The organism is Vibrio paracholerae, from assembly GCF_037672085.1.
Classification (GTDB): domain Bacteria; phylum Pseudomonadota; class Gammaproteobacteria; order Enterobacterales; family Vibrionaceae; genus Vibrio; species Vibrio cholerae.
Map to the genome: position 1 here is coordinate 45,356 of NZ_JBBHLM010000002.1, position 25,787 is coordinate 71,142.

At 48.7% G+C, this 25,787-nt stretch carries 21 protein-coding genes, 3 tRNA genes, 3 rRNA genes and 1 riboswitch; of the genes, 22 read left to right on the forward strand and 5 right to left on the reverse strand.

Going from position 1 to position 25,787, the window contains the following annotated elements; all coding sequences use genetic code 11:
- Positions 1–52 precede the first annotated feature (52 nt).
- Genes R4537_RS05510 through R4537_RS05525 form a run of 4 tightly spaced genes read left to right on the forward strand, consistent with a single transcriptional unit; the run spans position 53 to position 3,345 of the window.
- Positions 53–1,180 (forward strand): LysM peptidoglycan-binding domain-containing protein, encoded by a 1,128-nt coding sequence (locus R4537_RS05510; RefSeq protein WP_071178304.1) that lies wholly within the window; start codon positions 53–55, stop codon positions 1,178–1,180.
- Positions 1,180–2,295 carry a DNA-processing protein DprA gene (gene dprA, locus R4537_RS05515; protein WP_071178305.1) on the forward strand — a complete coding sequence of 372 codons (1,116 nt, stop codon included), beginning with the start codon at positions 1,180–1,182 and terminating at the stop codon, positions 2,293–2,295. Before R4537_RS05510 ends, dprA begins: the two co-directional genes overlap by 1 nt.
- A gap of 2 nt (positions 2,296–2,297) precedes the next feature.
- Complete coding sequence (locus R4537_RS05520; protein ID WP_000979770.1) at positions 2,298–2,774, forward strand: DUF494 family protein; 477 nt, start codon at positions 2,298–2,300, stop codon at positions 2,772–2,774.
- Positions 2,775–2,778: 4 nt separating this feature from the next.
- Complete coding sequence (locus R4537_RS05525; protein ID WP_071178306.1) at positions 2,779–3,345, forward strand: DNA topoisomerase family protein; 567 nt, start codon at positions 2,779–2,781, stop codon at positions 3,343–3,345.
- A 73-nt stretch (positions 3,346–3,418) separates the two neighbouring features.
- On the opposite strand, the gene R4537_RS05530 is transcribed toward R4537_RS05525, so the two are convergent.
- Both R4537_RS05530 and purE read right to left on the reverse strand, forming a co-directional pair.
- Positions 3,419–4,552 carry a 5-(carboxyamino)imidazole ribonucleotide synthase gene (locus R4537_RS05530; RefSeq protein ID WP_071178307.1) on the reverse strand — a complete coding sequence of 378 codons (1,134 nt, stop codon included), beginning with the start codon at positions 4,550–4,552 and terminating at the stop codon, positions 3,419–3,421.
- Positions 4,553–4,555: 3 nt separating this feature from the next.
- Positions 4,556–5,041 carry a 5-(carboxyamino)imidazole ribonucleotide mutase gene (gene purE / locus R4537_RS05535; protein ID WP_071178308.1) on the reverse strand — a complete coding sequence of 162 codons (486 nt, stop codon included), beginning with the start codon at positions 5,039–5,041 and terminating at the stop codon, positions 4,556–4,558.
- Between the two features lie 166 nt (positions 5,042–5,207).
- On the opposite strand from purE, the gene tsaC reads away from it, so the two are divergent.
- From tsaC to R4537_RS05555, 4 genes are all read left to right on the forward strand, one after another.
- On the forward strand, positions 5,208–5,765 hold the full coding sequence (tsaC, locus tag R4537_RS05540; RefSeq protein WP_069647589.1) for an L-threonylcarbamoyladenylate synthase type 1 TsaC: 558 nt from the start codon (positions 5,208–5,210) through the stop codon (positions 5,763–5,765).
- Positions 5,766–5,783: 18 nt separating this feature from the next.
- Positions 5,784–6,701, forward strand: a complete 918-nt coding sequence (gene hemF, locus R4537_RS05545) for an oxygen-dependent coproporphyrinogen oxidase (RefSeq protein ID WP_071178309.1) — start codon at positions 5,784–5,786, stop codon at positions 6,699–6,701.
- Between the two features lie 61 nt (positions 6,702–6,762).
- Positions 6,763–7,599, forward strand: coding sequence for a shikimate dehydrogenase (aroE, locus tag R4537_RS05550; RefSeq protein WP_071178310.1), 837 nt, complete (start codon positions 6,763–6,765; stop codon positions 7,597–7,599).
- Positions 7,596–7,871, forward strand: a complete 276-nt coding sequence (locus R4537_RS05555) for a DUF1488 family protein (protein WP_071178311.1) — start codon at positions 7,596–7,598, stop codon at positions 7,869–7,871. Before aroE ends, R4537_RS05555 begins: the two co-directional genes overlap by 4 nt.
- Here R4537_RS05555 and R4537_RS05560 read toward each other — a convergent pair.
- Positions 7,852–8,403, reverse strand: a complete 552-nt coding sequence (locus R4537_RS05560) for a gamma carbonic anhydrase family protein (RefSeq protein ID WP_071178312.1) — start codon at positions 8,401–8,403, stop codon at positions 7,852–7,854. The two genes, R4537_RS05555 and R4537_RS05560, sit on opposite strands and share 20 nt — an antisense overlap.
- A gap of 508 nt (positions 8,404–8,911) precedes the next feature.
- On the opposite strand from R4537_RS05560, the gene R4537_RS05565 reads away from it, so the two are divergent.
- The 13 genes from R4537_RS05565 to thiH all read left to right on the forward strand — a co-directional run bounded on the left by R4537_RS05565 (position 8,912) and on the right by thiH (position 21,258).
- A 16S ribosomal RNA gene (locus tag R4537_RS05565) occupies positions 8,912–10,454 on the forward strand.
- A 62-nt stretch (positions 10,455–10,516) separates the two neighbouring features.
- Positions 10,517–10,592: transfer RNA gene (locus tag R4537_RS05570), tRNA-Ala, on the forward strand.
- A 301-nt stretch (positions 10,593–10,893) separates the two neighbouring features.
- Positions 10,894–13,780 (forward strand): 23S ribosomal RNA (locus tag R4537_RS05575).
- A 130-nt stretch (positions 13,781–13,910) separates the two neighbouring features.
- Positions 13,911–14,026, forward strand: a 5S ribosomal RNA gene (gene rrf, locus R4537_RS05580).
- The 16S, 23S and 5S rRNA genes sit together here with 3 tRNA genes alongside, the layout of an rRNA operon.
- Positions 14,027–14,101: 75 nt before the next feature.
- Positions 14,102–14,178 (forward strand) — tRNA-Asp (locus tag R4537_RS05585).
- Between the two features lie 28 nt (positions 14,179–14,206).
- Positions 14,207–14,283: transfer RNA gene (locus R4537_RS05590), tRNA-Trp, on the forward strand.
- A 231-nt stretch (positions 14,284–14,514) separates the two neighbouring features.
- Positions 14,515–14,895, forward strand: a complete 381-nt coding sequence (gene crcB / locus R4537_RS05595; protein ID WP_071177978.1) for a fluoride efflux transporter CrcB — start codon at positions 14,515–14,517, stop codon at positions 14,893–14,895.
- A gap of 52 nt (positions 14,896–14,947) precedes the next feature.
- A riboswitch (TPP riboswitch) is annotated at positions 14,948–15,046 on the forward strand.
- A gap of 100 nt (positions 15,047–15,146) precedes the next feature.
- Entirely contained in the window at positions 15,147–17,084 is a 1,938-nt protein-coding gene (gene thiC, locus R4537_RS05600; RefSeq protein WP_071177979.1) for a phosphomethylpyrimidine synthase ThiC, read from the forward strand.
- 3 nt (positions 17,085–17,087) lie between these two features.
- The gene (locus tag R4537_RS05605; RefSeq protein ID WP_071177980.1) at positions 17,088–18,410 is read left to right on the forward strand and encodes a thiamine phosphate synthase; all 1,323 of its coding nucleotides are present in this window, start codon (positions 17,088–17,090) and stop codon (positions 18,408–18,410) included.
- Positions 18,397–19,173 carry a thiazole biosynthesis adenylyltransferase ThiF gene (gene thiF / locus R4537_RS05610; protein WP_071177981.1) on the forward strand — a complete coding sequence of 259 codons (777 nt, stop codon included), beginning with the start codon at positions 18,397–18,399 and terminating at the stop codon, positions 19,171–19,173. Before R4537_RS05605 ends, thiF begins: the two co-directional genes overlap by 14 nt.
- A complete protein-coding gene (thiS, locus tag R4537_RS05615) occupies positions 19,173–19,373 on the forward strand; it encodes a sulfur carrier protein ThiS (RefSeq protein ID WP_217631768.1) in 201 nt (66 codons plus the stop codon). Before thiF ends, thiS begins: the two co-directional genes overlap by 1 nt.
- A gap of 5 nt (positions 19,374–19,378) precedes the next feature.
- Positions 19,379–20,149: a thiazole synthase gene (locus tag R4537_RS05620; protein WP_071177983.1), complete on the forward strand. Its 771-nt coding sequence runs from the start codon at positions 19,379–19,381 to the stop codon at positions 20,147–20,149.
- Positions 20,146–21,258, forward strand: a complete 1,113-nt coding sequence (thiH, locus tag R4537_RS05625; RefSeq protein ID WP_071177984.1) for a 2-iminoacetate synthase ThiH — start codon at positions 20,146–20,148, stop codon at positions 21,256–21,258. The genes R4537_RS05620 and thiH overlap by 4 nt, the downstream gene beginning before the upstream one ends.
- Positions 21,259–21,516: 258 nt before the next feature.
- On the opposite strand, the gene R4537_RS05630 is transcribed toward thiH, so the two are convergent.
- Positions 21,517–23,310 (reverse strand): aminopeptidase P family protein, encoded by a 1,794-nt coding sequence (locus R4537_RS05630; protein WP_071177985.1) that lies wholly within the window; start codon positions 23,308–23,310, stop codon positions 21,517–21,519.
- 132 nt (positions 23,311–23,442) lie between these two features.
- Positions 23,443–24,384, reverse strand: a complete 942-nt coding sequence (locus tag R4537_RS05635) for a LysR substrate-binding domain-containing protein (protein ID WP_071177986.1) — start codon at positions 24,382–24,384, stop codon at positions 23,443–23,445.
- A gap of 116 nt (positions 24,385–24,500) precedes the next feature.
- On the opposite strand from R4537_RS05635, the gene R4537_RS05640 reads away from it, so the two are divergent.
- Positions 24,501–25,691 (forward strand): multidrug effflux MFS transporter, encoded by a 1,191-nt coding sequence (locus R4537_RS05640; RefSeq protein ID WP_071178044.1) that lies wholly within the window; start codon positions 24,501–24,503, stop codon positions 25,689–25,691.
- The last annotated feature ends 96 nt before the right edge of the window (positions 25,692–25,787 follow it).

Here is a 25,787-nt window from a genome sequence, read left to right on the forward strand (position 1 = left end):
GGACGTGATTTCTCCGAAACCCAGTCATTTTTTCGACCAAGGAAGCAAGGTCATGGCACGATTAACCCGTTATATTGCCTACGCTTTATTGCCTTTCACTCTGCTCAGTGGACAGGTGACCGCCGATGAGCAAACGCCGCTGGCACTCAAACCCAATGCACCGACTACCTATACCGTGGTGAAAGGTGACACCTTGTGGGATATTTCCGCTTTGTATCTCGACAGTCCATGGCTGTGGCCGAGACTTTGGCAAGTGAACCCAGAAATTGATAACCCACATTTGATCTACCCCGGTGATAAATTGACGCTGTTTTGGCGTGATGGGCAACCCGTACTCAGTCTAAAACCGATGCGCAAACTGAGCCCGCAAGTACGTGTGTTGGAAAAACAAGCTGTTCCGACTGTGCAAGAAGGCTTGGTGCTGCCTTATTTACAATCTGACCGTTTGATGGCGAAAACCGCCTTGCAAGGTAGCGTGCGTGTGATTGGCTCCAGTGAGGGTCGTCAATATCTCACCAAGCAAGATCAGCTTTACATCTCCGGTGTACACAGCGAGAAAAAGTGGGGGATTTATCGCGAGGTAGCACAATATCAACGTGATGATGAAGTCATGGTGGCGCTGCGTTTAGTGGCGGTGGGTGAATTGGCAATGACTGGGGGCAACTTTAGTGGACTAAGCTTGCAAGAGCAAAATCAAGAGATTTTAGCCAATGATATTGCTTTGCCAGAAGTCGATCTTGAGGAGCGCCAACTGTCGACAACCTTCTATCCGCAGCCAGCACCTGCAGGGAGTGAAGCTCGCATTCTGGGTTCGCTTGAAGGGAGTCAATACGCCGGACAGAATCAAGTGGTAGTGATTGACCAAGGCCGCAGTGATGGTGTCGCGCAAGGCAGTATGTTTGAACTGTATCAAGCCGCAGTCCAAGTCAAAGCTAAGCAAGATTCGTCTACTTTCCTGTCTGAGCGTTCGAACACGGACGTACAGTTACCAAGTGTAAAAGTGGGCGCCTTGATGGTGATTCGTCCTTATGAGCGTTTTAGCTTGGCACTCATTACCAATAGTTCGGCACCGATCAGTGCTGAAGTGCACGCACTGTCTCCGCAGGTAGCACCTCAAACCGAGCAGCCAGAGGTGGTGCAATTGTCTGAACAAACCGATTTGGTTGATGATGTCAGTTAATGAAAGATCAGGATTTAGCGGCATGGTTGGCGCTCTGTTTTACTCCTAAACTAGGCAGCAAAACCATTTCTCACCTGCTTGCGACCCGTTTGCCAGCCCAGTTGCAAAGTTTTACGCCTAAGCAATGGTTGGCCAGCGGGCTTAAGCCCGAACAACTGGTGTTTTTAACCACTCAAGCGGCTAAGCAAGCCGAGCAGTGTTTGCAATGGCGTGCCGCAGCCAATAACCGCTATATCGTCACTCCTCATTGCCCGCTTTACCCTCGTTTATTGAAAGAGATTAACTCATCGCCTCCCATCCTGTTTATCGAAGGAATATGGGAAGCGGTGCATGACCCTGCGGTGGCTATCGTCGGTAGCCGCAATGCCAGTGTTGATGGGCGGCAGATCGCTCGCCAATTTGCCACTGAGCTCGCGCAGTCGGGTTTAGTGGTCACCAGTGGTTTAGCGCTTGGTATTGATGGCTATGCGCACGATGGAGCTTTGCAAGCACAAGGGCAAACCGTGGCAGTATTAGGTTCAGGGCTGGCGCAGGTTTACCCCAAACAGCATCAAGGGTTAGCGGAGCGAATCATCGCCCAAGGGGCCTTGGTTTCTGAGTTTGCCCCTCACACACCTCCTAAAGCCGATCACTTTCCGCGCCGTAACCGAATTATCAGCGGCTTATCGCTCGGTGTTGTGGTGGTAGAAGCTGCGGAGAAAAGCGGTTCACTCATCACCGCACGCTACGCCGCTGAGCAAGGGCGTGAGGTTTTTGTGGTTCCCGGCTCGATTTTTAATGCCGCCAGCCAAGGTAGCAATCAATTGATTCGCCAAGGCGCTTGCTTGGTACAAAGTGTGCAACAAATTCATCAAGAGCTCAAAAATGCGCTGACTTGGTCACTCTCTGAACAAGTTCCTTATCAAGCAACACTTTTTTCTGCTGTACAGGGCGATGAAGAATTGCCATTTCCCGAGCTGTTAGCTAACGTAGGAATAGAAGCTACACCTATTGATATTCTCGCAAGCCGGACCCAGATACCGGTGCAAGATATCATGATGCAGCTCTTGGAGCTTGAGCTCCTTGGGCATGTGGTTGCAGTACCTGGTGGCTATATTAGAAAGGGGAGAGGCTAGCTATGATGATGGATATTTTGATGTATCTGTTCGAAACCTACGTCCATAGCGATGCAGATTTGCAAGTGGATCAGGACCAGCTGGAAGATGAACTGCTGCGCGCTGGGTTTCACCAAAAAGACATCTACAAGGCCCTCCACTGGTTGGAAGAGCTGGCGGCTTTGCAACAAACCGATGCACAAACCGCGATTGCGAAAAGTGCACCCACTTCAATGCGTATTTACGCGCCGGAAGAGATCGAACGACTGGATCTCGAATCGCGTGGTTTTCTGCTGTTTCTTGAACACATCAATGTGCTGACCCCAGAAACTCGTGAAATGGTGATCGACCGTGTCATGGGATTAGAAACCGATGAGTTTGAACTCGACGATTTAAAGTGGATTATTATGATGGTGCTGTTTAATGTGCCGGGCAATGAAAATGCTTATACCTTGATGGAAGAGCTATTGTATAGCCAAGAGCAAGGTATCTTGCATTAACCCTATGAGCCGTAAAATCGATCCACAACTGTTTGCTGCTCATGAGCATGCGCTGCAATCTTCCCCTTGTCCGCAATGTGGCGCAGCGTTACAACTGCGCCACGGCAAACATGGTCCTTTTTTAGGTTGCACCGCATATCCAGAGTGTGACTACATCAAACCTCTGCATCAAAATGATGGGCATATCATCAAAGAACTCGGTGTGCCTTGTCCTGAGTGTGGACATGAGCTGGTGCTACGCCAAGGTCGTTACGGGATGTTTATTGGCTGTAGTCACTACCCGCAGTGCCACCATATCGAGTCGATGGATTCCCCTTCGCATGAGGAAACATCGCCAGATATCCTTTGCCCGGAATGCAGCAAAGGCCACCTTATCGAACGCAAATCTCGCTTCGGCAAGCTATTTTATGCTTGTGATGCTTACCCTAAATGCAAATTTGCGCTAAACGCTAAGCCGATTGCTCAGACTTGTGCAATGTGTGGCTTTGCGGTGATGGTGGAAAAGAAAAGTGCAGCAGGCATGCGCTATCAATGTGCTAATCGTCAATGTGGGCATATTCAGGACAGCTAGCTTCATCATGCTCATCGTATACAAAGTTAAAGCCGCGTTAGACGCGGCTTTGTTCCATCATGAGATATGCTGACTAATCTTGAATCTGATTGGCTACGGCGTGTACGGCAGGAAAAGCCTTCTCATCTAACATAGTTGCTAATTGGCATAATTTGCGCTGTAACTCACCACTGTAATCAGCGGTTACATTGATATGCCCCATTTTGCGTCCTGGGCGTTTGGCTTTACCGTACCAATGTACGTGGCAGCCTTCTAGGGCCAATACTTCTGTGGGCAGTTGGTCTTCACCGAGAATATTGATCATTGCGGTTTCACGAACCAGTTTGGTGCTACCCAGCGGTAAACCACACACTGCGCGTAAGTGGTTTTCGAACTGACAGGTTTCTGCGCCTTGTTGAGTCCAGTGACCGGAGTTATGAACTCGTGGTGCAATTTCATTGACCAATAACTGGCCTTGTACTTCAAAAAACTCCAGCGCTAATACACCGACATAATTGAGCTGCTCGGCTACCGCTTTAAACATGGCTTCCGCTTGAGCTTGTAGCGCAGGAGCATCAATGGCGGTAGAAAGGCTCAACACACCTTGGGTATGAACGTTCTCCGCTAAAGGATACACCACCACATCGCCGGCTAGGTTACGTGCGCCGACCAGTGACACTTCGCGATCAAAAGCGACAAACTCTTCTGCCACAATTGCTTGTTCGGGGTTGGCTGCCAGATATTGCGCAAGTTCTTGCCAAACCGATTCGATCTGGGCTGGTTCTTTCAAACGCCATTGACCTTTTCCATCGTAGCCTCCGAGTGCACTTTTTAGCACCATAGGCAATCCAATCTCGGCTATTGCAGCGCTCAGATCTTCTCGGCTGCGGATCATCGCATAACGTGCATTCGCCACTTGGGCGCGATCCAGCAAGGCTTTTTCTAAACGACGATCGCCACCGGCTTTGATGGCTTCAGCGCTTGGGTAAAGCTTGCCACTGCGTGCACAGAGATCGAGGATCGGATGCGGAATGTGTTCAAACTCCGCGGTGATAACGTCAGCTTGCTCAATCGCTTGCTCCAATCCATGGCCGAGCACGGTTTGGGTTAAGGGATGAACAATGTTTTCGCTACCGACATCAAAGGCAATTGTCTCAATATTGAGTGGTGCTCCGGCGAGCGACATCATGCGCGCCAGCTGACCAGCGCCGAGAACCAACACACGCATCTGTTACTCCTCAGCTGGGTTTGGGTTATCTAACACAGATTGAGTCTGCTTAGCGCGGAAAGCTTCCACTTTACTCATCACTTCTGGGTTATGAATGCCGATGATTTGTGCGGCAAGTAATCCTGCATTCGCGGCACCAGCTTCACCAATGGCGAGCGTACCCACCGCAATGCCTTTTGGCATCTGCACAATGGAGTATAACGAGTCGAGCCCAGACAGAGCGCGAGATTGAACGGGCACACCTAACACTGGCAAGCTAGTGAATGCGGCGGCCATTCCGGGAAGATGCGCAGCACCGCCCGCTCCAGCGATGATCACTTGTAAACCGCGTTCTTTGGCGCTAGAGGCGTAGTCGGCCAAAAGATGAGGAGTACGGTGCGCAGAAACCACTTTGGTCTCGTAAGCCACACCAAACTGGTCAAGCATCTCTGCTGCGTGTTTCATGGTTGGCCAGTCTGACTTGGAACCCATGATAATACCGACTGTCATCTCAAACTCCTTCAGTGTTATTTATCGGACAAACAAGCCCGTTTGCGGCGCATTATACGGGGATTTTTTTCTCAAGCAAACGTTTGCTTTTTCTGGTTGATGAGAAGAACTGGTCAATTACTCCACGATTTGTACACTGAGCACAAATGAAAGAGGAGTGGCTCTCGTGGAGAATCTACAACAGGCGGTGGATGCGCTACGCAAAGGTTGCGTTATTGCCTATCCAACCGAAGGGGTGTTTGGTTTGGGGTGTGATCCGGATAACCAAACCGCTATGCAGCACTTATTGGCGATCAAGCAGCGTCCCGTGGAAAAAGGAGTGATCTTAATTGCCGCTAGCTATGCGCAGTTGCGCCCTTATGTCGATGAAACGCAATTAACCGCAGAGCAACTGACACAAGTGTTGGCTTCATGGCCCGCGCCACTGACTTGGGTCATGCCAGCCTGCGGTGATACGCCAAGCTGGGTTCGTGGTCAGTTTGATACCGTTGCCGTGCGTGTTTCGGATCATCCGGTCGTTCAGAAGTTATGTCTCGCCTTTGGGAAGCCACTGACTTCAACCAGTGCTAATCTAAGTGGCCAGCCCGCGTGCGTAACTCAACAAGAGGTTATGGTTCAGCTAGGCAATCAGATTGCTGTTGTAGTAGAAGGGAAGACCAGTGGCCGTCATGGACCGAGCGAAATTCGTGATGCTCGCAGCTTACAAGTGTTAAGACAGGGATAACCCTGCGCAGGAGAGAATGTGGAGTCGATAGTCGATAAACAAGCAGTGAAGCACTTTTTACTGCAGCTACAAGATAAGATTTGCCAACAATTAGAAGCCACAGATGGCCAAGCGCAATTTATCGAAGATGCGTGGCAGCGTGAACCGGGTGAGAAACTAGGTGGTGGTGGTCGTACGCGAGTCATGCGTGAGGGCGCTGTTTTCGAACAAGGTGGCGTGAACTTTTCCCATGTATTTGGTGAGCAGATGCCCGCCTCTGCGACGGCCCATCGTCCAGAATTGGCCGGTCGCCGCTTTGAAGCTATGGGCGTTTCTCTGGTCATGCACCCGAAAAATCCGTATGTCCCGACCTCTCATGCCAATGTGCGCTTTTTTATTGCTGAAAAAGAGGGCGAAGCTCCGATCTGGTGGTTTGGTGGTGGTTTTGACCTTACGCCGTTTTATCCCTTTATTGAGGATGGCCAGCACTGGCATCAAACCGCTAAAAATATCTGCGCCCCTTTTGGGGCAGAAATCTATAACGAACATAAAGCATGGTGTGATCGCTACTTCTACTTACCGCATCGCAATGAAACACGCGGCATTGGTGGATTGTTTTTTGATGATCTCAATGAATGGCCATTCGAGCAATGTTTCGCTTATATACAGGCGGTCGGCGAAGGTTATACCCAAGCTTATGTGCCGATTGTCGAAAAACGCAAAAACACGCCCTTTACAGAGCGAGAGCGCCAATTTCAACTCTATCGTCGCGGTCGATACGTTGAATTTAACTTGGTGTTGGATCGCGGCACTCTGTTTGGCCTGCAAACCGGTGGGCGTACCGAATCAATCTTGATGTCGATGCCTCCGTTAGCGCGTTGGGAATACGCATATCAACCGCAAGCAGGAACGCCAGAAGCTAAGCTAAGCGAGTTTTTAGTGCCTCGTGAATGGTGACAGGCAACGTTCTGAGTGATAGGGTCGCGCAAGTGACCCTTTTGATTTTTTAGGCAAGGATATGGCTTCTCAAATCGATCAGTATGCCGTTTTTGGTAACCCCATTAATCACAGTAAATCCCCCTTTATTCATACGCTGTTTGCACGACAAACCCAGCAGTCCATGATCTATACCGCACAGTGCGCGCCAGTGGATGGGTTTACTGAGGCGGCAAAACATTTTTTTGCGCAAGGTGGACGAGGTTGTAATGTTACCGTGCCATTTAAAGAGGAGGCGTACCGCTTTGCCGATCGCTTAACGGAGCGCGCGCGTTTAGCCGGTGCGGTAAACACGTTAAAAAAGCTGGATGATGGCGAAATACTCGGAGACAACACCGATGGTGAAGGCTTAGTGCAAGATTTGCTCGCGCAGCAAGTGCTACTGAAAGGCGCGACGATTTTGTTGATTGGTGCCGGTGGTGCGGCGCGTGGCGTGCTCAAGCCGTTATTAGATCAGCAGCCCGCCTCCATTACAGTCACTAATCGTACCTTTGCGAAAGCGGAGCAGTTGGCGGAGCTTGTGGCCGCTTATGGTGAGATAAAGGCGCAAGCGTTCGAACAGCTTAAACAAAGTTATGATGTGATCATCAACTCGACCTCTGCCAGTCTCGATGGCGAATTGCCCGCGATTGATCCGGTGATCTTTTCATCTCGCTCCGTCTGCTATGACATGATGTATGGCAAAGGCTACACCGTGTTTAATCAATGGGCGCGACAACATGGCTGCGCGCAAGTGATCGATGGTTTAGGCATGTTAGTGGGACAAGCGGCTGAAAGTTTTATGCTATGGCGTGGTTTACGTCCGGGCACGAAACAAATTTTGCGTGAACTGCGTAAAAATCTAGAAGGTGCGCTATGAACCAATCCATCCTGTTTCCCGATTTACAGCATTGGGATGAGGCAAAACAAGCTGTTGTATTTTTTGCTCAGCAAAACGGAGCATTAATTGAATGTTTTGTGTCGCGACAAGTTCTTCAAGAGTTCTCAGCTGAAGCTTTAGCGGAGTCGCAACACGTGATGACGGCATTCAGTGAGTGGCGTTTTGACCTAGAGGAGCTCGCCGAACAGGCGATTGAAAACGAAATGTTTAACTCTCTAGGCCAAATTGAGATCACTCGCGAACGGTTTTAACGTCATTCAGATAGTCATTCTTACTCTGAACATAATTACTGGACGATTTTACGAGAAAAGCACGCTCCTTATCATTGAGAGGACGTGCTTGCTTGACCGGGCTACCCATGTACAGAAAGCCACTTTCGAGCCTTTTACCGGGCGGAACTAAACTTCCTGCACCGATCATGACATCATTTTCAATCACCGCACCATCCAACACGATAGACCCCATGCCGACGAGAACTCGATCATGAATGGTGCAGCCGTGCAGCATAACCTTATGGCCAACGGTCACATCATCCCCAATGCATAACGGATACCCATTCGGGTTTTCGGCATTTTTGTGAGTGACATGCAGTACCGAACCATCTTGAATATTGGTGCGTTTACCAATCCGAATGTGGTTAACATCGCCCCGTGCTGCCACTAAAGGCCAAATACTGGCATCGTTGCCCAGTTCTATATCACCCACAAGCACAGCACTGCTATCTACATAAACCCCTTCACCAAGCTTGGGCACAATGCCTTTGTAGCTACGAATTGAACTCATCATTTCACCCTTTTATAAGCAAGTGTTAGGTATAGTAGATGGCTTAATCATTAACAAATAGCCTGTTCTGCCTAAAACATCACCAAGTGCTCGAAAACTTTAAAAAACTTCTAAAAAGTACTTGCCAATATAACTAGGTTCTCTATAATCCGCCCTCACTGATACGGCAGACGCAGTAAGCGTTAGCAGTGATTCAGCTCGGTGTTTTAGGTGGCGAAATCGCCAACGAAAATAAACTGAAAAAAAGTGTTTGACACAACAGTTTATCTCGCTAAAATGGCCGCCTCTTCTGAAGCAGACCGCTAAGAAGAACGCTCTTTAACAATATAAACCAATCAATCTGTGTGGGCACTCGTTGATGATAATCAAAAAAGATTTATCAATGAACTGAGTGACCATTTGAATGAGCAATCATTCAGCACAGTCAATTCAACATTACTTCGCTTTTTATTAAGCAAAGAATGTAATCAGTATTCATTGAGCCGAAGCGAAAGCTTCACAAAACTTTTAATTGAAGAGTTTGATCATGGCTCAGATTGAACGCTGGCGGCAGGCCTAACACATGCAAGTCGAGCGGCAGCACAGAGGAACTTGTTCCTTGGGTGGCGAGCGGCGGACGGGTGAGTAATGCCTGGGAAATTGCCCGGTAGAGGGGGATAACCATTGGAAACGATGGCTAATACCGCATAACCTCGTAAGAGCAAAGCAGGGGACCTTCGGGCCTTGCGCTACCGGATATGCCCAGGTGGGATTAGCTAGTTGGTGAGGTAAGGGCTCACCAAGGCGACGATCCCTAGCTGGTCTGAGAGGATGATCAGCCACACTGGAACTGAGACACGGTCCAGACTCCTACGGGAGGCAGCAGTGGGGAATATTGCACAATGGGCGCAAGCCTGATGCAGCCATGCCGCGTGTATGAAGAAGGCCTTCGGGTTGTAAAGTACTTTCAGTAGGGAGGAAGGTGGTTAAGTTAATACCTTAATCATTTGACGTTACCTACAGAAGAAGCACCGGCTAACTCCGTGCCAGCAGCCGCGGTAATACGGAGGGTGCAAGCGTTAATCGGAATTACTGGGCGTAAAGCGCATGCAGGTGGTTTGTTAAGTCAGATGTGAAAGCCCTGGGCTCAACCTAGGAGTTGCATTTGAAACTGACAAGCTAGAGTACTGTAGAGGGGGGTAGAATTTCAGGTGTAGCGGTGAAATGCGTAGAGATCTGAAGGAATACCGGTGGCGAAGGCGGCCCCCTGGACAGATACTGACACTCAGATGCGAAAGCGTGGGGAGCAAACAGGATTAGATACCCTGGTAGTCCACGCCGTAAACGATGTCTACTTGGAGGTTGTGACCTAGAGTCGTGGCTTTCGGAGCTAACGCGTTAAGTAGACCGCCTGGGGAGTACGGTCGCAAGATTAAAACTCAAATGAATTGACGGGGGCCCGCACAAGCGGTGGAGCATGTGGTTTAATTCGATGCAACGCGAAGAACCTTACCTACTCTTGACATCCAGAGAATCTAGCGGAGACGCTGGAGTGCCTTCGGGAGCTCTGAGACAGGTGCTGCATGGCTGTCGTCAGCTCGTGTTGTGAAATGTTGGGTTAAGTCCCGCAACGAGCGCAACCCTTATCCTTGTTTGCCAGCACGTAATGGTGGGAACTCCAGGGAGACTGCCGGTGATAAACCGGAGGAAGGTGGGGACGACGTCAAGTCATCATGGCCCTTACGAGTAGGGCTACACACGTGCTACAATGGCGTATACAGAGGGCAGCGATACCGCGAGGTGGAGCGAATCTCACAAAGTACGTCGTAGTCCGGATTGGAGTCTGCAACTCGACTCCATGAAGTCGGAATCGCTAGTAATCGCAAATCAGAATGTTGCGGTGAATACGTTCCCGGGCCTTGTACACACCGCCCGTCACACCATGGGAGTGGGCTGCAAAAGAAGCAGGTAGTTTAACCTTCGGGAGGACGCTTGCCACTTTGTGGTTCATGACTGGGGTGAAGTCGTAACAAGGTAGCGCTAGGGGAACCTGGCGCTGGATCACCTCCTTACACGATGATTATCGTGATGAGTGTCCACACAGATTGATTCGGTTTAGATTTGAGCATTAAGTGGGGCTATAGCTCAGCTGGGAGAGCGCTTGCATGGCATGCAAGAGGTCTGCGGTTCGATCCCGCATAGCTCCACCATCTTTAAGCGTTTTCGCTGAGAATGTTTAAAAATGGTTCATATTTTCTTTAAATAGAAAGGGAATCTTGCTCTTTAACAATTTGGAAAGCTGACAAAACAACAATTTATTGTTGTTTGTAAAGTTCTCAATGTTTATCGAAAGATAAACACCAACAACACATTCAAGTGTGCTTGGTATCGAATAAGACTTCGGTCTTGTTCAAATTTGAGTCCGGCAAAATCTGTCTCGCACTCATGTAAATTAAACGCGAGACAACTTAGGTTGTTTAAACAGCAATCCGAAACTCCTTCGGGTTGTATGGTTAAGTGACTAAGCGTACACGGTGGATGCCTAGGCAGTCAGAGGCGATGAAGGACGTACTAACTTGCGATAAGCGCAGATAAGGCAGTAAGAGCCGTTTGAGTCTGCGATTTCCGAATGGGGAAACCCAACTGCATAAGCAGTTACTGTTAACTGAATACATAGGTTAACAGAGCAAACCGGGGGAACTGAAACATCTAAGTACCCCGAGGAGAAGAAATCAACCGAGATTCCGGTAGTAGCGGCGAGCGAACCTGGATTAGCCCTTAAGCACTCGGTGAAGTAGGTGAACAAGCTGGAAAGCTTGGCGATACAGGGTGATAGCCCCGTAACCGACGCTTCATCGAGCGTGAAATCGAGTAGGGCGGGACACGTGATATCCTGTCTGAATATGGGGGGACCATCCTCCAAGGCTAAATACTCCTGACTGACCGATAGTGAACCAGTACCGTGAGGGAAAGGCGAAAAGAACCCCTGTGAGGGGAGTGAAATAGAACCTGAAACCGTGTACGTACAAGCAGTAGGAGCACCTTCGTGGTGTGACTGCGTACCTTTTGTATAATGGGTCAGCGACTTATATTCAGTGGCAAGGTTAACCGTATAGGGGAGCCGTAGCGAAAGCGAGTCTTAACTGGGCGCTCAGTCTCTGGATATAGACCCGAAACCGGGTGATCTAGCCATGGGCAGGTTGAAGGTTGAGTAACATCAACTGGAGGACCGAACCGACTAATGTTGAAAAATTAGCGGATGACTTGTGGCTAGGGGTGAAAGGCCAATCAAACTCGGAGATAGCTGGTTCTCCCCGAAAGCTATTTAGGTAGCGCCTCGGACGAATACTACTGGGGGTAGAGCACTGTTAAGGCTAGGGGGTCATCCCGACTTACCAACCCTTTGCAAACTCCGAATACCAGTAAGTACTATCCGGGAGACACACGGCGGGTGCTAACGTCCGTCGTGGAGAGGGAAACAACCCAGACCGCCAGCTAAGGTCCCAAAGTATTGCTAAGTGGGAAACGATGTGGGAAGGCTCAGACAGCTAGGATGTTGGCTTAGAAGCAGCCATCATTTAAAGAAAGCGTAATAGCTCACTAGTCGAGTCGGCCTGCGCGGAAGATGTAACGGGGCTAAGCAATACACCGAAGCTGCGGCAATATCTTTTAGATATTGGGTAGGGGAGCGTTCTGTAAGCCGTTGAAGGTGGTCTGTAAGGGCTGCTGGAGGTATCAGAAGTGCGAATGCTGACATGAGTAACGACAAAGGGGGTGAAAAACCTCCTCGCCGGAAGACCAAGGGTTCCTGTCCAACGTTAATCGGGGCAGGGTGAGTCGACCCCTAAGGTGAGGCCGAAAGGCGTAATCGATGGGAAACGGGTTAATATTCCCGTACTTCTGACTATTGCGATGGGGGGACGGAGAAGGCTAGGTGGGCCAGGCGACGGTTGTCCTGGTTCAAGTGCGTAGGCTTAAGAGTTAGGTAAATCCGGCTCTTTCTAAGGCTGAGACACGACGTCGAGCTGCTACGGCAGTGAAGTCATTGATGCCATGCTTCCAGGAAAAGCCTCTAAGCTTCAGATAGTCAGGAATCGTACCCCAAACCGACACAGGTGGTCGGGTAGAGAATACCAAGGCGCTTGAGAGAACTCGGGTGAAGGAACTAGGCAAAATGGTACCGTAACTTCGGGAGAAGGTACGCTCTTGATGGTGAAGTCCCTCGCGGATGGAGCTGACGAGAGTCGCAGATACCAGGTGGCTGCAACTGTTTATTAAAAACACAGCACTGTGCAAAATCGCAAGATGACGTATACGGTGTGACGCCTGCCCGGTGCCGGAAGGTTAATTGATGGGGTTAGCGCAAGCGAAGCTCTTGATCGAAGCCCCGGTAAACGGCGGCCGTAACTATAACGGTCCTAAGGTAGCGAAATTCCTTGTCGGGTAAGTTCCGACCTGCACGAATGGCGTAATGATGGCCACGCTGTCTCCACCCGAGACTCAGTGAAATTGAAATCGCTGTGAAGATGCAGTGTACCCGCGGCTAGACGGAAAGACCCCGTGAACCTTTACTACAGCTTGGCACTGAACATTGAACCTACATGTGTAGGATAGGTGGGAGGCTATGAAGACGTGACGCTAGTTGCGTTGGAGCCGTCCTTGAAATACCACCCTTGTATGTTTGATGTTCTAACTTAGCCCCATTATCTGGGGTGAGGACAGTGCCTGGTGGGTAGTTTGACTGGGGCGGTCTCCTCCCAAAGAGTAACGGAGGAGCACGAAGGTGGGCTAATCACGGTTGGACATCGTGAGGTTAGTGCAATGGCATAAGCCCGCTTAACTGCGAGAATGACGGTTCGAGCAGGTGCGAAAGCAGGTCATAGTGATCCGGTGGTTCTGTATGGAAGGGCCATCGCTCAACGGATAAAAGGTACTCCGGGGATAACAGGCTGATACCGCCCAAGAGTTCATATCGACGGCGGTGTTTGGCACCTCGATGTCGGCTCATCACATCCTGGGGCTGAAGTCGGTCCCAAGGGTATGGCTGTTCGCCATTTAAAGTGGTACGCGAGCTGGGTTTAGAACGTCGTGAGACAGTTCGGTCCCTATCTGCCGTGGGCGTTGGAAGATTGAAGGGGGCTGCTCCTAGTACGAGAGGACCGGAGTGGACGAACCTCTGGTGTTCGGGTTGTGTCGCCAGACGCATTGCCCGGTAGCTAAGTTCGGAATTGATAAGCGCTGAAAGCATCTAAGCGCGAAGCGAGCCCTGAGATGAGTCTTCCCTGGCACTTTAAGTGTCCTAAAGGGTTGTTCGAGACTAGAACGTTGATAGGCAGGGTGTGTAAGCGTTGTGAGGCGTTGAGCTAACCTGTACTAATTGCCCGTGAGGCTTAACCATACAACACCCAAGGGGTTTTGTATTGGACTCAAAGCTAAGCGCATAAGAATGTGTTGAGAGAATGAAGACAGCTTTCCAGAATTGTTGGTTATCACTTTTTAAGAAAAAGTGAAATCAAAAAAGAATTTTGCTTGGCGACCATAGCGTTTTGGACCCACCTGACTCCATCCCGAACTCAGAAGTGAAACGAAACAGCGTCGATGGTAGTGTGGGGTCTCCCCATGTGAGAGTAGAACATCGCCAGGCTTTAACTTGTTGTTTTTAGATGTTAAAGAAAAATCTAAAGGCAAAAAAAGTAGACGAAATGTCTAACCAGACAGCGGAGCGGTAGTTCAGTCGGTTAGAATACCGGCCTGTCACGCCGGGGGTCGCGGGTTCGAGTCCCGTCCGCTCCGCCACTTATTCGAGCTTAAGCTCAAAATCTACAGGGGTGTAGCTCCAATTGGCAGAGCAGCGGATTCCAAATCCGCGTGTTGGGAGTTCGAATCTCTCCACCCCTGCCATATATTGAACCTCAGCAGAAATGCTGAGGTTTTTCTTTATCTACGACTTAATTAATCTCTTTTTGAGAGTTTTTGTGATTAAGTGACGCATGTAACTTTTCTATTTTACTCCTTATTGTTAACACAATCCGCCACATTGTTTTTACTCAATCTATTATTTAGTTGAAATTTTGCGCTTTATCCCGATGATTGTTTAGAATACCCTCTTAGTTGGTAGATAAAGGAATCGGCATGTCATTCGCGATATTGGGTTTTATTGCTTTAGGCGGCGCGGTTGGTGCTTGCGCTCGTTTCTTAGTGTCCGAAATATGCATCACTTTATTTGGGCGTGGTTTCCCGATTGGAACACTGGCCGTTAATGTGGTGGGGTCATTGATTATGGGGGTTTTGATCGCTTGTGTTGAAAATGAGTGGTTAAGCCCTTACCCATGGAAACAAGTGATTGGCCTTGGTTTTCTCGGAGCATTAACGACCTTCTCGACGTTTTCTATGGATAACGTGCTTTTAATGCAGCAGGGCGCTTTTTTTAAAATGGGGGCGAATGTACTGTTGAATGTCATTTTAAGTATTTCTGCTGCTTGGATTGGATTCCACTGGTTAATAAAAAGTTGATCAATGAAACAGCCATTTTACTTGGTTAACGAATAAGCTTTATCTATAATGCTTCCACTTGTCGGAGTGCCATTGGGCTGAGACCGTTTATTCGGGATCCGTTGAACCTGATCAGGTTAATACCTGCGAAGGGAACAAGAGAAGACTCTCTTAGGTGACCTATTGTTATTAATAGCGTATCTACCTGTCGACTCATCTCTCATAGCATCTTTCCGTCAAGCATTTCTCCCTCTTATTAAAAAGGAAATGCTATGTCGAACCGTAAACAAGCAAGACTGGAAGCCAAGCGCTTTATCGATACCCTTTCTGTTGAACCTTATCCAAACTCTCAAAAATCTTACTTATTAGGCTCTCGCCCTGATATTCGGGTACCTGTCAGAGAAATTACTCTCGGCGATACTTTGGTCGGTGGCAGTAAAGATGCACCAATCTTTGAGCCCAATGAGCCTATCTGTGTGTATGACACATCTGGCGTCTATACGGACCCTTCACATGATATTGATCTCTACCAGGGGCTTCCTAAGCTCAGAGAGGAGTGGATTGAAGAGCGTCGAGATACGCACATCCTGCCTAGTATGAGCTCTCATTTCGCCCGCGAACGCTTAGCGGATGAAACTCTGGATGAACTGCGTTATGGCCATTTACCGCGAATTCGCCGAGCGATAAACCCGCATCGAGTCACTCAGTTATATTACGCAAGGCAGGGAATCATTACGCCAGAAATGGAGTTTGTGGCGATCCGTGAAAACTCTCGTCGTCTTGCTCATCAAGATCCAAGCCTGCTTCAGCAGCATGCTGGGCAGAATTTTGGTGCTAATTTGCCTGATCAGATTACTCCTGAGTTTGTGCGTCGTGAGATTGCGGAAGGGCGCGCCATCATCCCATGTAATATTAATCATCCTGAATCTGAACCCATGATTATTGGCCGCAATTTCTTGGTCAAGGTGAATGCCAATATCGGTAACTCTTCTGTTAGCTCTTCTATTGAAGAAGAAGTCGAGAAGTTAGTTTGGGCGACCCGCTGGGGCGCTGATACTGTTATGGATCTGTCGACAGGGCGAAATATCCATGAGACCCGCGAGTGGATCTTACGTAATAGCCCCGTGCCAATTGGTACTGTACCTATGTATCAGGCGCTGGAAAAAGTGAATGGTGTAGCGGAAAACCTCACATGGGAAGTGATGCGAGATACCTTACTAGAGCAAGCTGAGCAAGGTGTGGACTATTTTACAATTCATGCGGGCTTGTTATTGCGTTATGTGCCGATGACAGCCAAGCGCGTAACGGGCATCGTTTCTCGTGGTGGCTCGATTATTGCGAAATGGTGTCTTTCTCACCATCAAGAGAATTTCCTTTATACCCATTTTCGTGAAATCTGTGAGATTTGTGCGCAATATGATGTGGCTCTATCTCTAGGGGATGGACTTCGTCCTGGCTCGATTGCTGATGCTAACGATGAAGCGCAATTTGCTGAGTTACGTACCCTTGGTGAGCTAACCAAAATAGCTTGGGAATATGATGTGCAAGTCATGATTGAAGGGCCGGGGCATGTACCTATGCACTTAATTAAAGCCAATATGGATGAGCAGCTTAAGCATTGTCATGAGGCGCCATTCTACACCCTTGGTCCATTAACGACCGATATTGCTCCGGGTTATGATCACATTACCTCCGGTATCGGTGCGGCCATGATTGGTTGGTTTGGCTGCGCCATGCTCTGCTATGTCACACCTAAGGAACATTTGGGGCTACCAAACAAAGAAGATGTCAAAACAGGATTGATTACTTATAAGTTAGCGGCTCATGCTGCTGATTTGGCGAAAGGACATCCGAGAGCACAAATTCGTGATAATGCATTATCAAAAGCACGTTTTGAGTTTCGTTGGGAAGACCAGTTCAATCTTGCGCTTGATCCCGTCACAGCGCGCGCTTTCCATGATGAGACGCTACCGCATGAATCAGGAAAAGTTGCGCACTTTTGCTCTATGTGTGGCCCTAAATTCTGCTCGATGAAGATCTCGCAAGAGGTCAGGGATTACGCAAATAACCAGACATTTGACACCACCGTCATTGACTTGGTGATGCCTGCAGAATCTATACAGTTGGCGATGCAAGATAAGTCTCGTGAGTTTTTAGCTTCAGGCGCTGAACTCTATCATCCTTTGGTGAAAGAGCCGATTGAGGAGTAAGTCATGGTACGTTTGGTTTTTCCACGCCACCTGTCAGCCTTAATCGGTCACGTGCAACATGCACTGTTGCAAGCCAAGGAACAAGGGTTTGCTATTCAGCACATCCGTTTGGATGTGGACTCTGAGGCTCGTTTTATTTTAGAGATGAGTGAAGAGTCTTTGCGAATTGGCAGTAGTTTGTGCTCTCAAGAGGAGACCTCTGAACCTTGTGACTACTATCTAGACTATGTGTCTGAAAACCGAGTATTACCCGAGGCAACGATGTCTAACGCTCGTTGCATGGTGACTGTAGGTCTTCATGATGAATATGGTTTTTCGCTGGATAAGTGGCAGTATGGGAATGCTGCAGAGCAACTTATTATTTATCCATCAGAGAACCATCGATTAAATAGTAAGAAAAATCAGCATCTTGCTTGGGTTTTGGCTACGTTGGCCTTAGGTTTTCCGATTGAAGATGGTTTGTGCATTGCAAGAGCGGCAATTACTCAAGGGGATAGCGTTTCACGTGAAACATGGCCAACGCAATTCGAGCGTTTTCCAGCAGTGCAATCGAACATTCGCTCTCTATCTACCAAAGTATTTCCAACCACCAGAGCATTTCCAAGGATTGATAAAGCAAAATTTAATCTCTATCCCGTAGTGGATGATGTGAATTGGATTGAGCATCTTCTGAAGCTCGGTGTTAGAACGGTTCAGCTGCGAATTAAAGATCCTAAGCAGTGTGATTTGGAAGCGCAGATTATCCGAGCCATCGCGTTAGGTCGTGAATTCAACGCACTGGTTTTCATAAATGATCATTGGCAATTAGCCATTAAGCATCAGGCTTATGGTGTGCACCTGGGTCAAGAGGATTTAACGAGTGCGAATTTAACCGAGCTATTAGATGCAGGTATTCGATTGGGGCTTTCGACGCATGGTTATTATGAGTTACTGATAGCCGCAGGAATACAGCCCAGCTACATCGCCCTTGGGCACATTTTTCCCACGACCACTAAACAGATGCCATCAAAACCACAAGGGCTAGTGCGATTGGCCGCCTATCAGCGGTTGGTTAATCAAATGCCTTACCAAGGACAACATGGCATTCCAACGGTGGCGATTGGTGGAATTGATTGCAGTAACATTCGCGATGTTCTCGATTGTGGCGTCACGGCGGTTGCAGTGGTGCGAGCGATTACCGAGTCACCGGATCCTAGCCTTGCAGTACAAGCGTTGAGTTCTGCTTTTGCAGATTTTGTAGATGCGGAGTACAAGTTGATGCCAGCCAGCGAGTCATGCGAGCCACTCAGTTGCTTGGCTATGGAGGTAGCGGATGCTCACAGATAAACAGTTTCTCCGCTATCAAAGACAGATCAGCCTTGCTGAGCTCGGAGAGGAAGGGCAGCAAAAACTGCTTAATTCACGGGTGTTGATAGTTGGCTGCGGGGGACTCGGTAATGTGGTTGCCCCTTATTTGGTTGGTGCAGGTGTTGGGCAAGTGATTATCGCGGATGGTGATAGGCTGGAGTTACACAACTTACACCGTCAGATTTGCTATCACGAGACACAAATTGGTCACAATAAAGCCGAGCTTCTTGCTCGGCACTTACGCGAACTCAATTCAGAAGTACGAGTGCGGGTGATTGCTCGGGAAGTCGATGAGCTGATCCTGAACTTAGAAATCAACCAAGTGGATTTGGTGTTGGATTGTAGTGATAACCTTCCAACCCGCCACGCAATTAATCGAGCCTGTTATGCAGCGCGACGGCCACTCGTCAGCGGTGCCGTCATTGGGTGGGAAGGGCATCTAATGGCGTTTGACTATCGTCAATCTGCACCTTGTTATCAGTGTATCGTACCGGATATGGCAGAGCGCCAAGGCTGCAGTGACCGAGGCGTTGTTGGTCCTGTTGTCGGTATGATTGGTAACGGACAAGCCTTAATCGCACTGCATGCTCTGGTGGGGAGCGCCCAATTTCCTGCTAACCAATTACTGCGCTTTGACGGTAAGTCTATGAACTGGCAGAGCCTACAGCTTCATCAAGATAAGGTTTGCCCAGTTTGCAGCGCATCGTCACCTGTACAACAGAAGGAGCCGCAACCGTGCTAATGACTATCTACTTGAATCAGCAAGCCATCCAGACCTATATCTCTAGCTCATTATTCCATTTACATGCGCAGCTCAGTCTGCCTAGCCAAGGTTGCGTCTTCAGTCTCAATGGGCAGGTTGTCCCAAGAAGTGAATGGCAACACACCAAGCTTAATTCAGGGGATGAGATTTCCCTTTTCCAAGCGATAGCAGGAGGCTAAATCAGATGCTCAAGATTGCAAATAAAACGTTTCAATCCAGACTGTTTACTGGGACTGGAAAATTCTCTAATCGCCATGTCATGGCTGCAGCATTGGCCGCTTCAGGTTCAGAGTTGGTGACCATGGCGTTAAAGCGGATTGATTTGGCTCAGCGCGACGATGACATTCTTGCGCCGCTACTCAGTATGCAGATGAATCTCTTACCTAACACATCTGGAGCCAAAAATGCTGCTGATGCGGTGTATGCCGCCGAGCTAGCCCGAGAAGCCTTAGCCACGAACTGGCTTAAGTTGGAGATTCATCCTGATCCCAAATATCTAATGCCCGATCCCATCGAAACTCTGCTTGCGGCTGAACAATTGGTGAAGCAAGGTTTTATTGTTTTGCCGTATTGCCATGCTGACCCTGTCTTGTGCAAAAGATTGGAAGGGGTTGGCTGCGCTGCGGTTATGCCGCTCGGTTCACCGATTGGCAGCAATCAAGGCTTAGCGTCGAAAACCTTTCTTGAAATCATCATTGACCAAGCCAAGGTGCCGGTCATTGTCGATGCTGGGATTGGGTCGCCATCCGATGCTGCGCAAGCGATGGAGCTTGGCGCCGATGCCGTGTTAGTGAATACCGCTATTGCCGCGGCGCAAGACCCCATTGCTATGGCGAAAGCGTTTAAGTTAGCGGTCGAAGCTGGGCGAATGGCTTATGAGTCGGGCTTGCCATCACGAGTAAAAATGGCGACGGCATCAAGTCCATTAACTGGATTTTTGGATTTTTTATCATGAGCTTCATTACCCATTTCCAACAATTAAACTGGGATGACTGCCGGCTATCGATTTATGGTAAGAGAGCGCGGGATGTTGAACGCGCTTTATCTTCACCTAAACGGACGTTAGACGATTTCAAAGCGCTGATTTCACCTGCCGCAGAGCCTTATCTGGAAACAATGGCGCAAATGGCTTATCAGGTCACTCGCCAACGTTTTGGCAATACCATGTCGATGTACATTCCGCTCTATCTCTCTAATCTTTGCTCGAATTCCTGTACCTATTGCGGCTTTTCAATGGATAACCGAATCAAGCGTAAAACACTGAATGAAGTGGAGATTGAACGAGAGATCGCGGCGATTAAAAGAATGGGTTTTGATAGTGTTTTGCTGGTGACTGGGGAGCACGAAACCAAAGTGGGTATCGAATACTTACGTCGGGCACTGCCTATCATCAAGCAAGCTTTTCATTATGTTGCGATGGAAGTTCAGCCGTTGCTGCAAGAAGAGTATGCCGAGTTAATTGGGCTCGGGTTGGATGCGGTGATGGTTTACCAAGAAACCTATCATCCGTCGACTTATGCGCAGCATCATTTGCGAGGCAATAAAACCGATTTTTGGTATCGACTCGAAACCCCCGATAGGTTGGCTAGAGCGGGCATCGATAAAATTGGTATTGGTGCGCTGATTGGGCTAGAGGACTGGCGAACTGACAGTTTTTTTGTTGCGGCGCATCTGAATTATCTTGAGCGACAATATTGGAAGACGCGCTACTCGATTTCTTTTCCGCGTTTACGTCCGTGTGAGGGCGCTTTACAGCCGAAATCAGTGATGACGGATCGACAACTTGTGCAGTTGATTTGTGCATTTCGTCTGTTCAATAGCGAGGTTGAGCTTTCTTTGTCTACCCGCGAATCACCGACATTTCGTGATCAAGTGGCTAAGCTCGGGATTACCTCAATGTCGGCAGCGTCTAAAACTCAGCCGGGAGGGTATTCAGACCCTAAGGTTGAGTTAGAGCAGTTTGCGGTAAGTGATGAGCGTTCTGCCGCAGAGGTGAGTAGCGCGTTAATGGATCAAGGTTTACAAGTGGTATGGCATGACTGGCATCGAGCCTATTCAGGCTAATGTTTTACTCAAATTAGTGTTTCACGTGAAACCCAAAGCTTTTATTTTTGAAAAGCTGTATTTGAGATTTGAATAGAGCCTTTTCTGAGTTGAGACTTGGAGTAAAACTGCGATTTCTCGAGGCTAAATCCCATCTACGATAGCGACAAAAAATAGCAACAACAAAAAGAAAACCGCCATATACTGAAGTGAACCCCATTTATTGGACACTTTAATACGACGGTTTTCTTTTCTATTCTATGCGGATAACCAGCCAGGTTATACATGACTCAAGGGTGAGGTGGCTTGTTGCAACCACTCACGGACGTGATCCTCTTTGATAAGCGGACTCACTTCATCCCACACTTTTTGATGATACTGATTAAGCCAATCGAGTTCCGGTTTAGTCAGCAAGTTCACCTCAATCGCACGTTTATCGATAGGGCAACGAGTCAATGATTCAAAACCAAGTACAGAGAAATCGCCCTGAGTTGCAAACTCGGTGACCAGTTCTAAGTTCTCGATTCGAATGCCAAACGCATCGGCACGGTAATAACCCGGCTCATTGGAAAGCACCATTCCGGGGCGCAAAGCCACACTATTGTGAACCTTCGCGATACGCTGTGGCCCTTCATGTACACTCAAGAAATGGCCGACACCATGGCCTGTGCCATGATCGTAGTCGTAACCTTGTGCCCATAAGTGCTGTCTGGCCAAAACATCAAGTTGTGAACCTGTGGTACCTTTGGGGAAGCGAGCGCGAGCCAAAGCAATGTGACCTTTGAGTACTAAGGTGAATTGTTGCTTCATCTCGGTGCTGACCTGACCAATGGCCACCGTACGAGTAATGTCTGTGGTGCCATCAAGGTACTGGCCACCAGAATCGACTAAATACAGGCTGTCCATTGAAAGCTGACCCGGCTCAGGCTGATTTTGGTGGTTGTAGTGGCACATAGCGGCGTTTGTACCAGCTGCTGAAATCGTATCAAAACTCAAGTCAACCAAAGTTGGGTCTTGGCGACGGAAGGCTTCCAGTCGATCCGCCAGCTCGGCCTCATTATGCAGGCGACCATTAGCCACTTCATTGTCCAGCCAAGCGAGAAATTGCACCATAGCCGCACCATCGCGAATATGACAGGCACGCATGCCTGCAATTTCCGTGTTATTTTTTGCCGCTTTCGGCAGGAGGCATGGATCCGCTTCGTTGAGCAGTTCAGCGCCCGCATTTTGTAAGGTGAGTGTGAACCATGCATTGCTGGTCGCAGAATCGAGCATGACGCGGCGACCAGAGAGTTGATGCAGTTGAGCTTCAAGCTTAGCCGGATGATGCACGCGAACCGTACCTGCTACATGGGCATCAAAATCGGTTGCCAAGCGCGCCGGATCGAAAAAGAAATCCACACTGCTGTCGTTATGGACAATGGCGTGAGAAAGCAACACGGGTAAGCGAGATACATCTAAACCGCGGATATTGAGTAGCCATGCGATAGAATCTAGTTCGGTCAACACGACACAATCGGCGTTTTTGTCGCGCAGAGTGCTGGCGATCGATTGACGCTTTTCAAGGCTGCTTTGTCCAACACGATCAAGAGGCATTAAGCGCATTTCAGAGGCTGCGGGAGCAGGGCGTTCCTGCCAGAGCAAATCAATCGGGTTACTGCTGACTGCACGAAGGTTAATTTTTCCTGCGAGCTGTTTTTGTGCCTGTGTTAGCCAGCTACCGCGGTGCATGCGAGGATCGTAACCCACTTTCGCTCCTGCGGGCAGTTGAGTGACGAGCCAGTTTAAATAAGGTTGTTCGATCAAGTGGCAATATTCGAATAGCTCACTAGACACTTGTTTGCGGACTTGAACGGTATAGCGGCCATCAACAAAAATCGCTGCGCCGGAGACGGTAACGATGGCGGCTCCTGCGGAACCTGTAAACCCAGTTAACCAGTGTAAGCGCTCATTATGCTCAGGAACGTATTCCCCAAGATATTCATCTTCATGAGGAACAATGAAGGCATCAAGTTGTTCGGTGTGTAGCCAGTGGCGAAAATCCGCGAGGCGTTGAGAGTGTAGGTTTGACATCTGAAGTGATCCTTTTTCTAAACAGTCCTTGTTATCTCTTGTGTATGGATTATACGAACCACATACAGCAAGTGGACGAGAGCGAATAAGCTACTCTTTTTGTGTACGCTGCGCAAATATCCGACTATCAACTCAGCGTAAATGAAGCGTATTGGTTTGTATCAACTCTCTTAACCAGCGCAGCGCAGGGTCATTCTCTCGTTCACGATGCCAAAATAGTGTGTATGCCATAGGTGGAAACTCCAGCGGTAAAGGTAATTCAATCAGATCCATCTGCTTGGCGACCCAGTGGGTAAAGTGGCTCGGTGCGGTGAAAATAAAGTCTGTATAGGTGCACAAGCTGGCTGCGCTATTGAAGTCTGGTACGGTAATCGCAATGTCGCGCTCATAGCCGAGATCGGCTAATCGATAATCCAGCAGCCAGCGATCATTTCCATCACAGCGCACTTGTACATGACGTAGGTTGAGATAGCTGGATAAATTCCAATCATACTGAAGTGCCGGGTGGCCGCGGCGCACCACGCAGCGCTGATTATCGCGGTAGATCTCTTGTTCACAAATGTCAGCAGGGGGTAATAAGGTCAACTTCGCATCATTGATATCAATGTCTTTACCAGTCAGACCGAAATCCAGTTCGCCAACTTGCAATTTACGGAAGGTTTGTTCAGTCCATGCATGGGTGCTGATGCTCAGATGAGGGCCGTGGCGAAAAATCGTCGGTAAAAAGTAGGGCATGATCAATGGATAAACACTTTCGACCGCCGCGATCTGAAAGCGATATTCGCTGGATTGGGGGGAGAAATGTGCAGGCTGAGTGAGTAGCTCAAGCTGATTCACCAACACATCCAGTTTAGGTTTTAAGAAGAGTGCTTTCGGGGTCGCGTTCAGTCCATAAGAAGTGCGAACAAACAACGGGTCGTCAAACTGCTCGCGTAACTTGGCTAAGGATTTACTCACGGCCGATTGGCTCAGACATAAACGTGCAGCCGCGCGCGTGACACTTAACTCTTCAATCAATACTTTTAAACAGACCAGTAGATTGAGATCGATACGGGCCAATTTTTCAATTTGCATGAGTTTTTCCAAAATAGAATAACAGCAATGACGATATACCACTGTTTAGCATATCTTGAGCCACGTATCATGCACCGACCTTTAAAATTCAGTCGGAGTGTGAAGTGAAACAAGCAATGCCATCTCAGGTCAGTAAGCAGCAAATGGTGCTACTGACTCTACTCGTTCTATTTAGCCCATTGGCGATCGATATTTATCTACCGGCATTGCCTCAAATAGCACAAGCGTTTCACGTGGAACACGCTTTAGCACAAGACACGATTACCTGGTTTTTGTTTGCTATGGGCGTCGGGCAGTTATTTGCTGGCCCATTAGCAGATAAGTATGGTCGACGAACTGTTGCATTAGGGGGCATTAGCATTTATGCCTTGAGCGCTTTATTGGCGTGGAGTGCTCAAAGTATTGAATGGATGTTGATGGCTCGGTTGCTACAAGGCTTAGGAGCGTGTGCGACCTCCGTAGCAGCTTTTGCAACAGTTCGCGATTTATTTGGGCCGCAACGCAGCGGTAAGATGATCAGTTACCTCAATGGAGCGATCTGTTTTATTCCGGCACTCGCGCCGATTCTGGGCAGTTGGTTAACTCAGCAATTCGGTTGGCGAGCAAACTTCAGCTTTATGACCGGATTTGCGCTGCTGGTAGGGCTAGCCATGGCTTTGCGTCTGCAGGAGAGTAATCCGTACATGGACAGTCGACCTGCCGTCTTTAAGCTTTCTCGTTATGCCGCCGTATTAAAAGCGCCGACCTTCATCTTCCACGCATCGCTGTGTCTGCTGGCGATGGCGGTGATTCTCGCTTACGTGACCTCTGCACCCGTGATTCTCATGGAGCGTTTACAGCTCAGTATGAATGAATTCACCTTCTGGTTTGGCGTTAATGCGGTGATCAATATCATTGCCTGCATGACGGCCCCCAAAGTGATGGATAAATTGGGCACTCGTTGGTCTTTGATCATTGGCATTACGACGTTAATGATCGCTGGCAGTCTAATGCTGGTGCTGCGTAATCAGGCAAGCGCACTGGCGTTCATGTTGCCAGTGTTTTTATCATCGATTGGTTTTGCATGGATACTGGGCGCAGCCGCTGGTAAAGCGTTAGCTCCGTTTGGTGATAAAGCCGGTACGGCGGCGGCATTGCTCGGACTATTCCAGATGAGTGGTTCAGGGTTATTGGTCGGTACGCTGCAACGCATTATGCCAGAGCCGCAACTACTGATCGGTTTGACCATGTGGTTAGCGGCACCTGCGTTACTCATTTTATTCTCACCGCTTGGTTTTCGTTGGCACGCCAGTGTCTCTGAGTGTTGATAGAACAAGATAAATTCACGCTGAGGCTATTTTACTCAGCGTGTATCCTGTGTATATTGTTTGCCTCTTCGATATTGACTAACCGTTTGGAATCCA

Excerpts from the sequence above, each read along its gene's own strand:
- thiF (WP_071177981.1), top strand. The coding sequence starts at position 18,397 with ATGCTCACAGATAAACAGTTTCTCCGCTATCAAAGACAGATCAGCCTT.
- thiS (WP_217631768.1), top strand. The coding sequence starts at position 19,173 with ATGACTATCTACTTGAATCAGCAAGCCATCCAGACCTATATCTCTAGC.
- R4537_RS05520 (WP_000979770.1), top strand. The coding sequence starts at position 2,298 with ATGATGATGGATATTTTGATGTATCTGTTCGAAACCTACGTCCATAGC.
- R4537_RS05630 (WP_071177985.1), bottom strand. The coding sequence starts at position 23,310 with ATGTCAAACCTACACTCTCAACGCCTCGCGGATTTTCGCCACTGGCTA.
- dprA (WP_071178305.1), top strand. The coding sequence starts at position 1,180 with ATGAAAGATCAGGATTTAGCGGCATGGTTGGCGCTCTGTTTTACTCCT.
- thiH (WP_071177984.1), top strand. The coding sequence starts at position 20,146 with ATGAGCTTCATTACCCATTTCCAACAATTAAACTGGGATGACTGCCGG.
- aroE (WP_071178310.1), top strand. The coding sequence starts at position 6,763 with ATGGCTTCTCAAATCGATCAGTATGCCGTTTTTGGTAACCCCATTAAT.
- thiC (WP_071177979.1), top strand. The coding sequence starts at position 15,147 with ATGTCGAACCGTAAACAAGCAAGACTGGAAGCCAAGCGCTTTATCGAT.
- R4537_RS05530 (WP_071178307.1), bottom strand. The coding sequence starts at position 4,552 with ATGCGTGTGTTGGTTCTCGGCGCTGGTCAGCTGGCGCGCATGATGTCG.
- purE (WP_071178308.1), bottom strand. The coding sequence starts at position 5,041 with ATGACAGTCGGTATTATCATGGGTTCCAAGTCAGACTGGCCAACCATG.
- R4537_RS05560 (WP_071178312.1), bottom strand. The coding sequence starts at position 8,403 with ATGAGTTCAATTCGTAGCTACAAAGGCATTGTGCCCAAGCTTGGTGAA.
- R4537_RS05635 (WP_071177986.1), bottom strand. The coding sequence starts at position 24,384 with ATGCAAATTGAAAAATTGGCCCGTATCGATCTCAATCTACTGGTCTGT.
- R4537_RS05510 (WP_071178304.1), top strand. The coding sequence starts at position 53 with ATGGCACGATTAACCCGTTATATTGCCTACGCTTTATTGCCTTTCACT.
- R4537_RS05620 (WP_071177983.1), top strand. The coding sequence starts at position 19,379 with ATGCTCAAGATTGCAAATAAAACGTTTCAATCCAGACTGTTTACTGGG.
- R4537_RS05605 (WP_071177980.1), top strand. The coding sequence starts at position 17,088 with ATGGTACGTTTGGTTTTTCCACGCCACCTGTCAGCCTTAATCGGTCAC.
- R4537_RS05640 (WP_071178044.1), top strand. The coding sequence starts at position 24,501 with ATGCCATCTCAGGTCAGTAAGCAGCAAATGGTGCTACTGACTCTACTC.
- R4537_RS05555 (WP_071178311.1), top strand. The coding sequence starts at position 7,596 with ATGAACCAATCCATCCTGTTTCCCGATTTACAGCATTGGGATGAGGCA.
- R4537_RS05525 (WP_071178306.1), top strand. The coding sequence starts at position 2,779 with ATGAGCCGTAAAATCGATCCACAACTGTTTGCTGCTCATGAGCATGCG.
- crcB (WP_071177978.1), top strand. The coding sequence starts at position 14,515 with ATGTCATTCGCGATATTGGGTTTTATTGCTTTAGGCGGCGCGGTTGGT.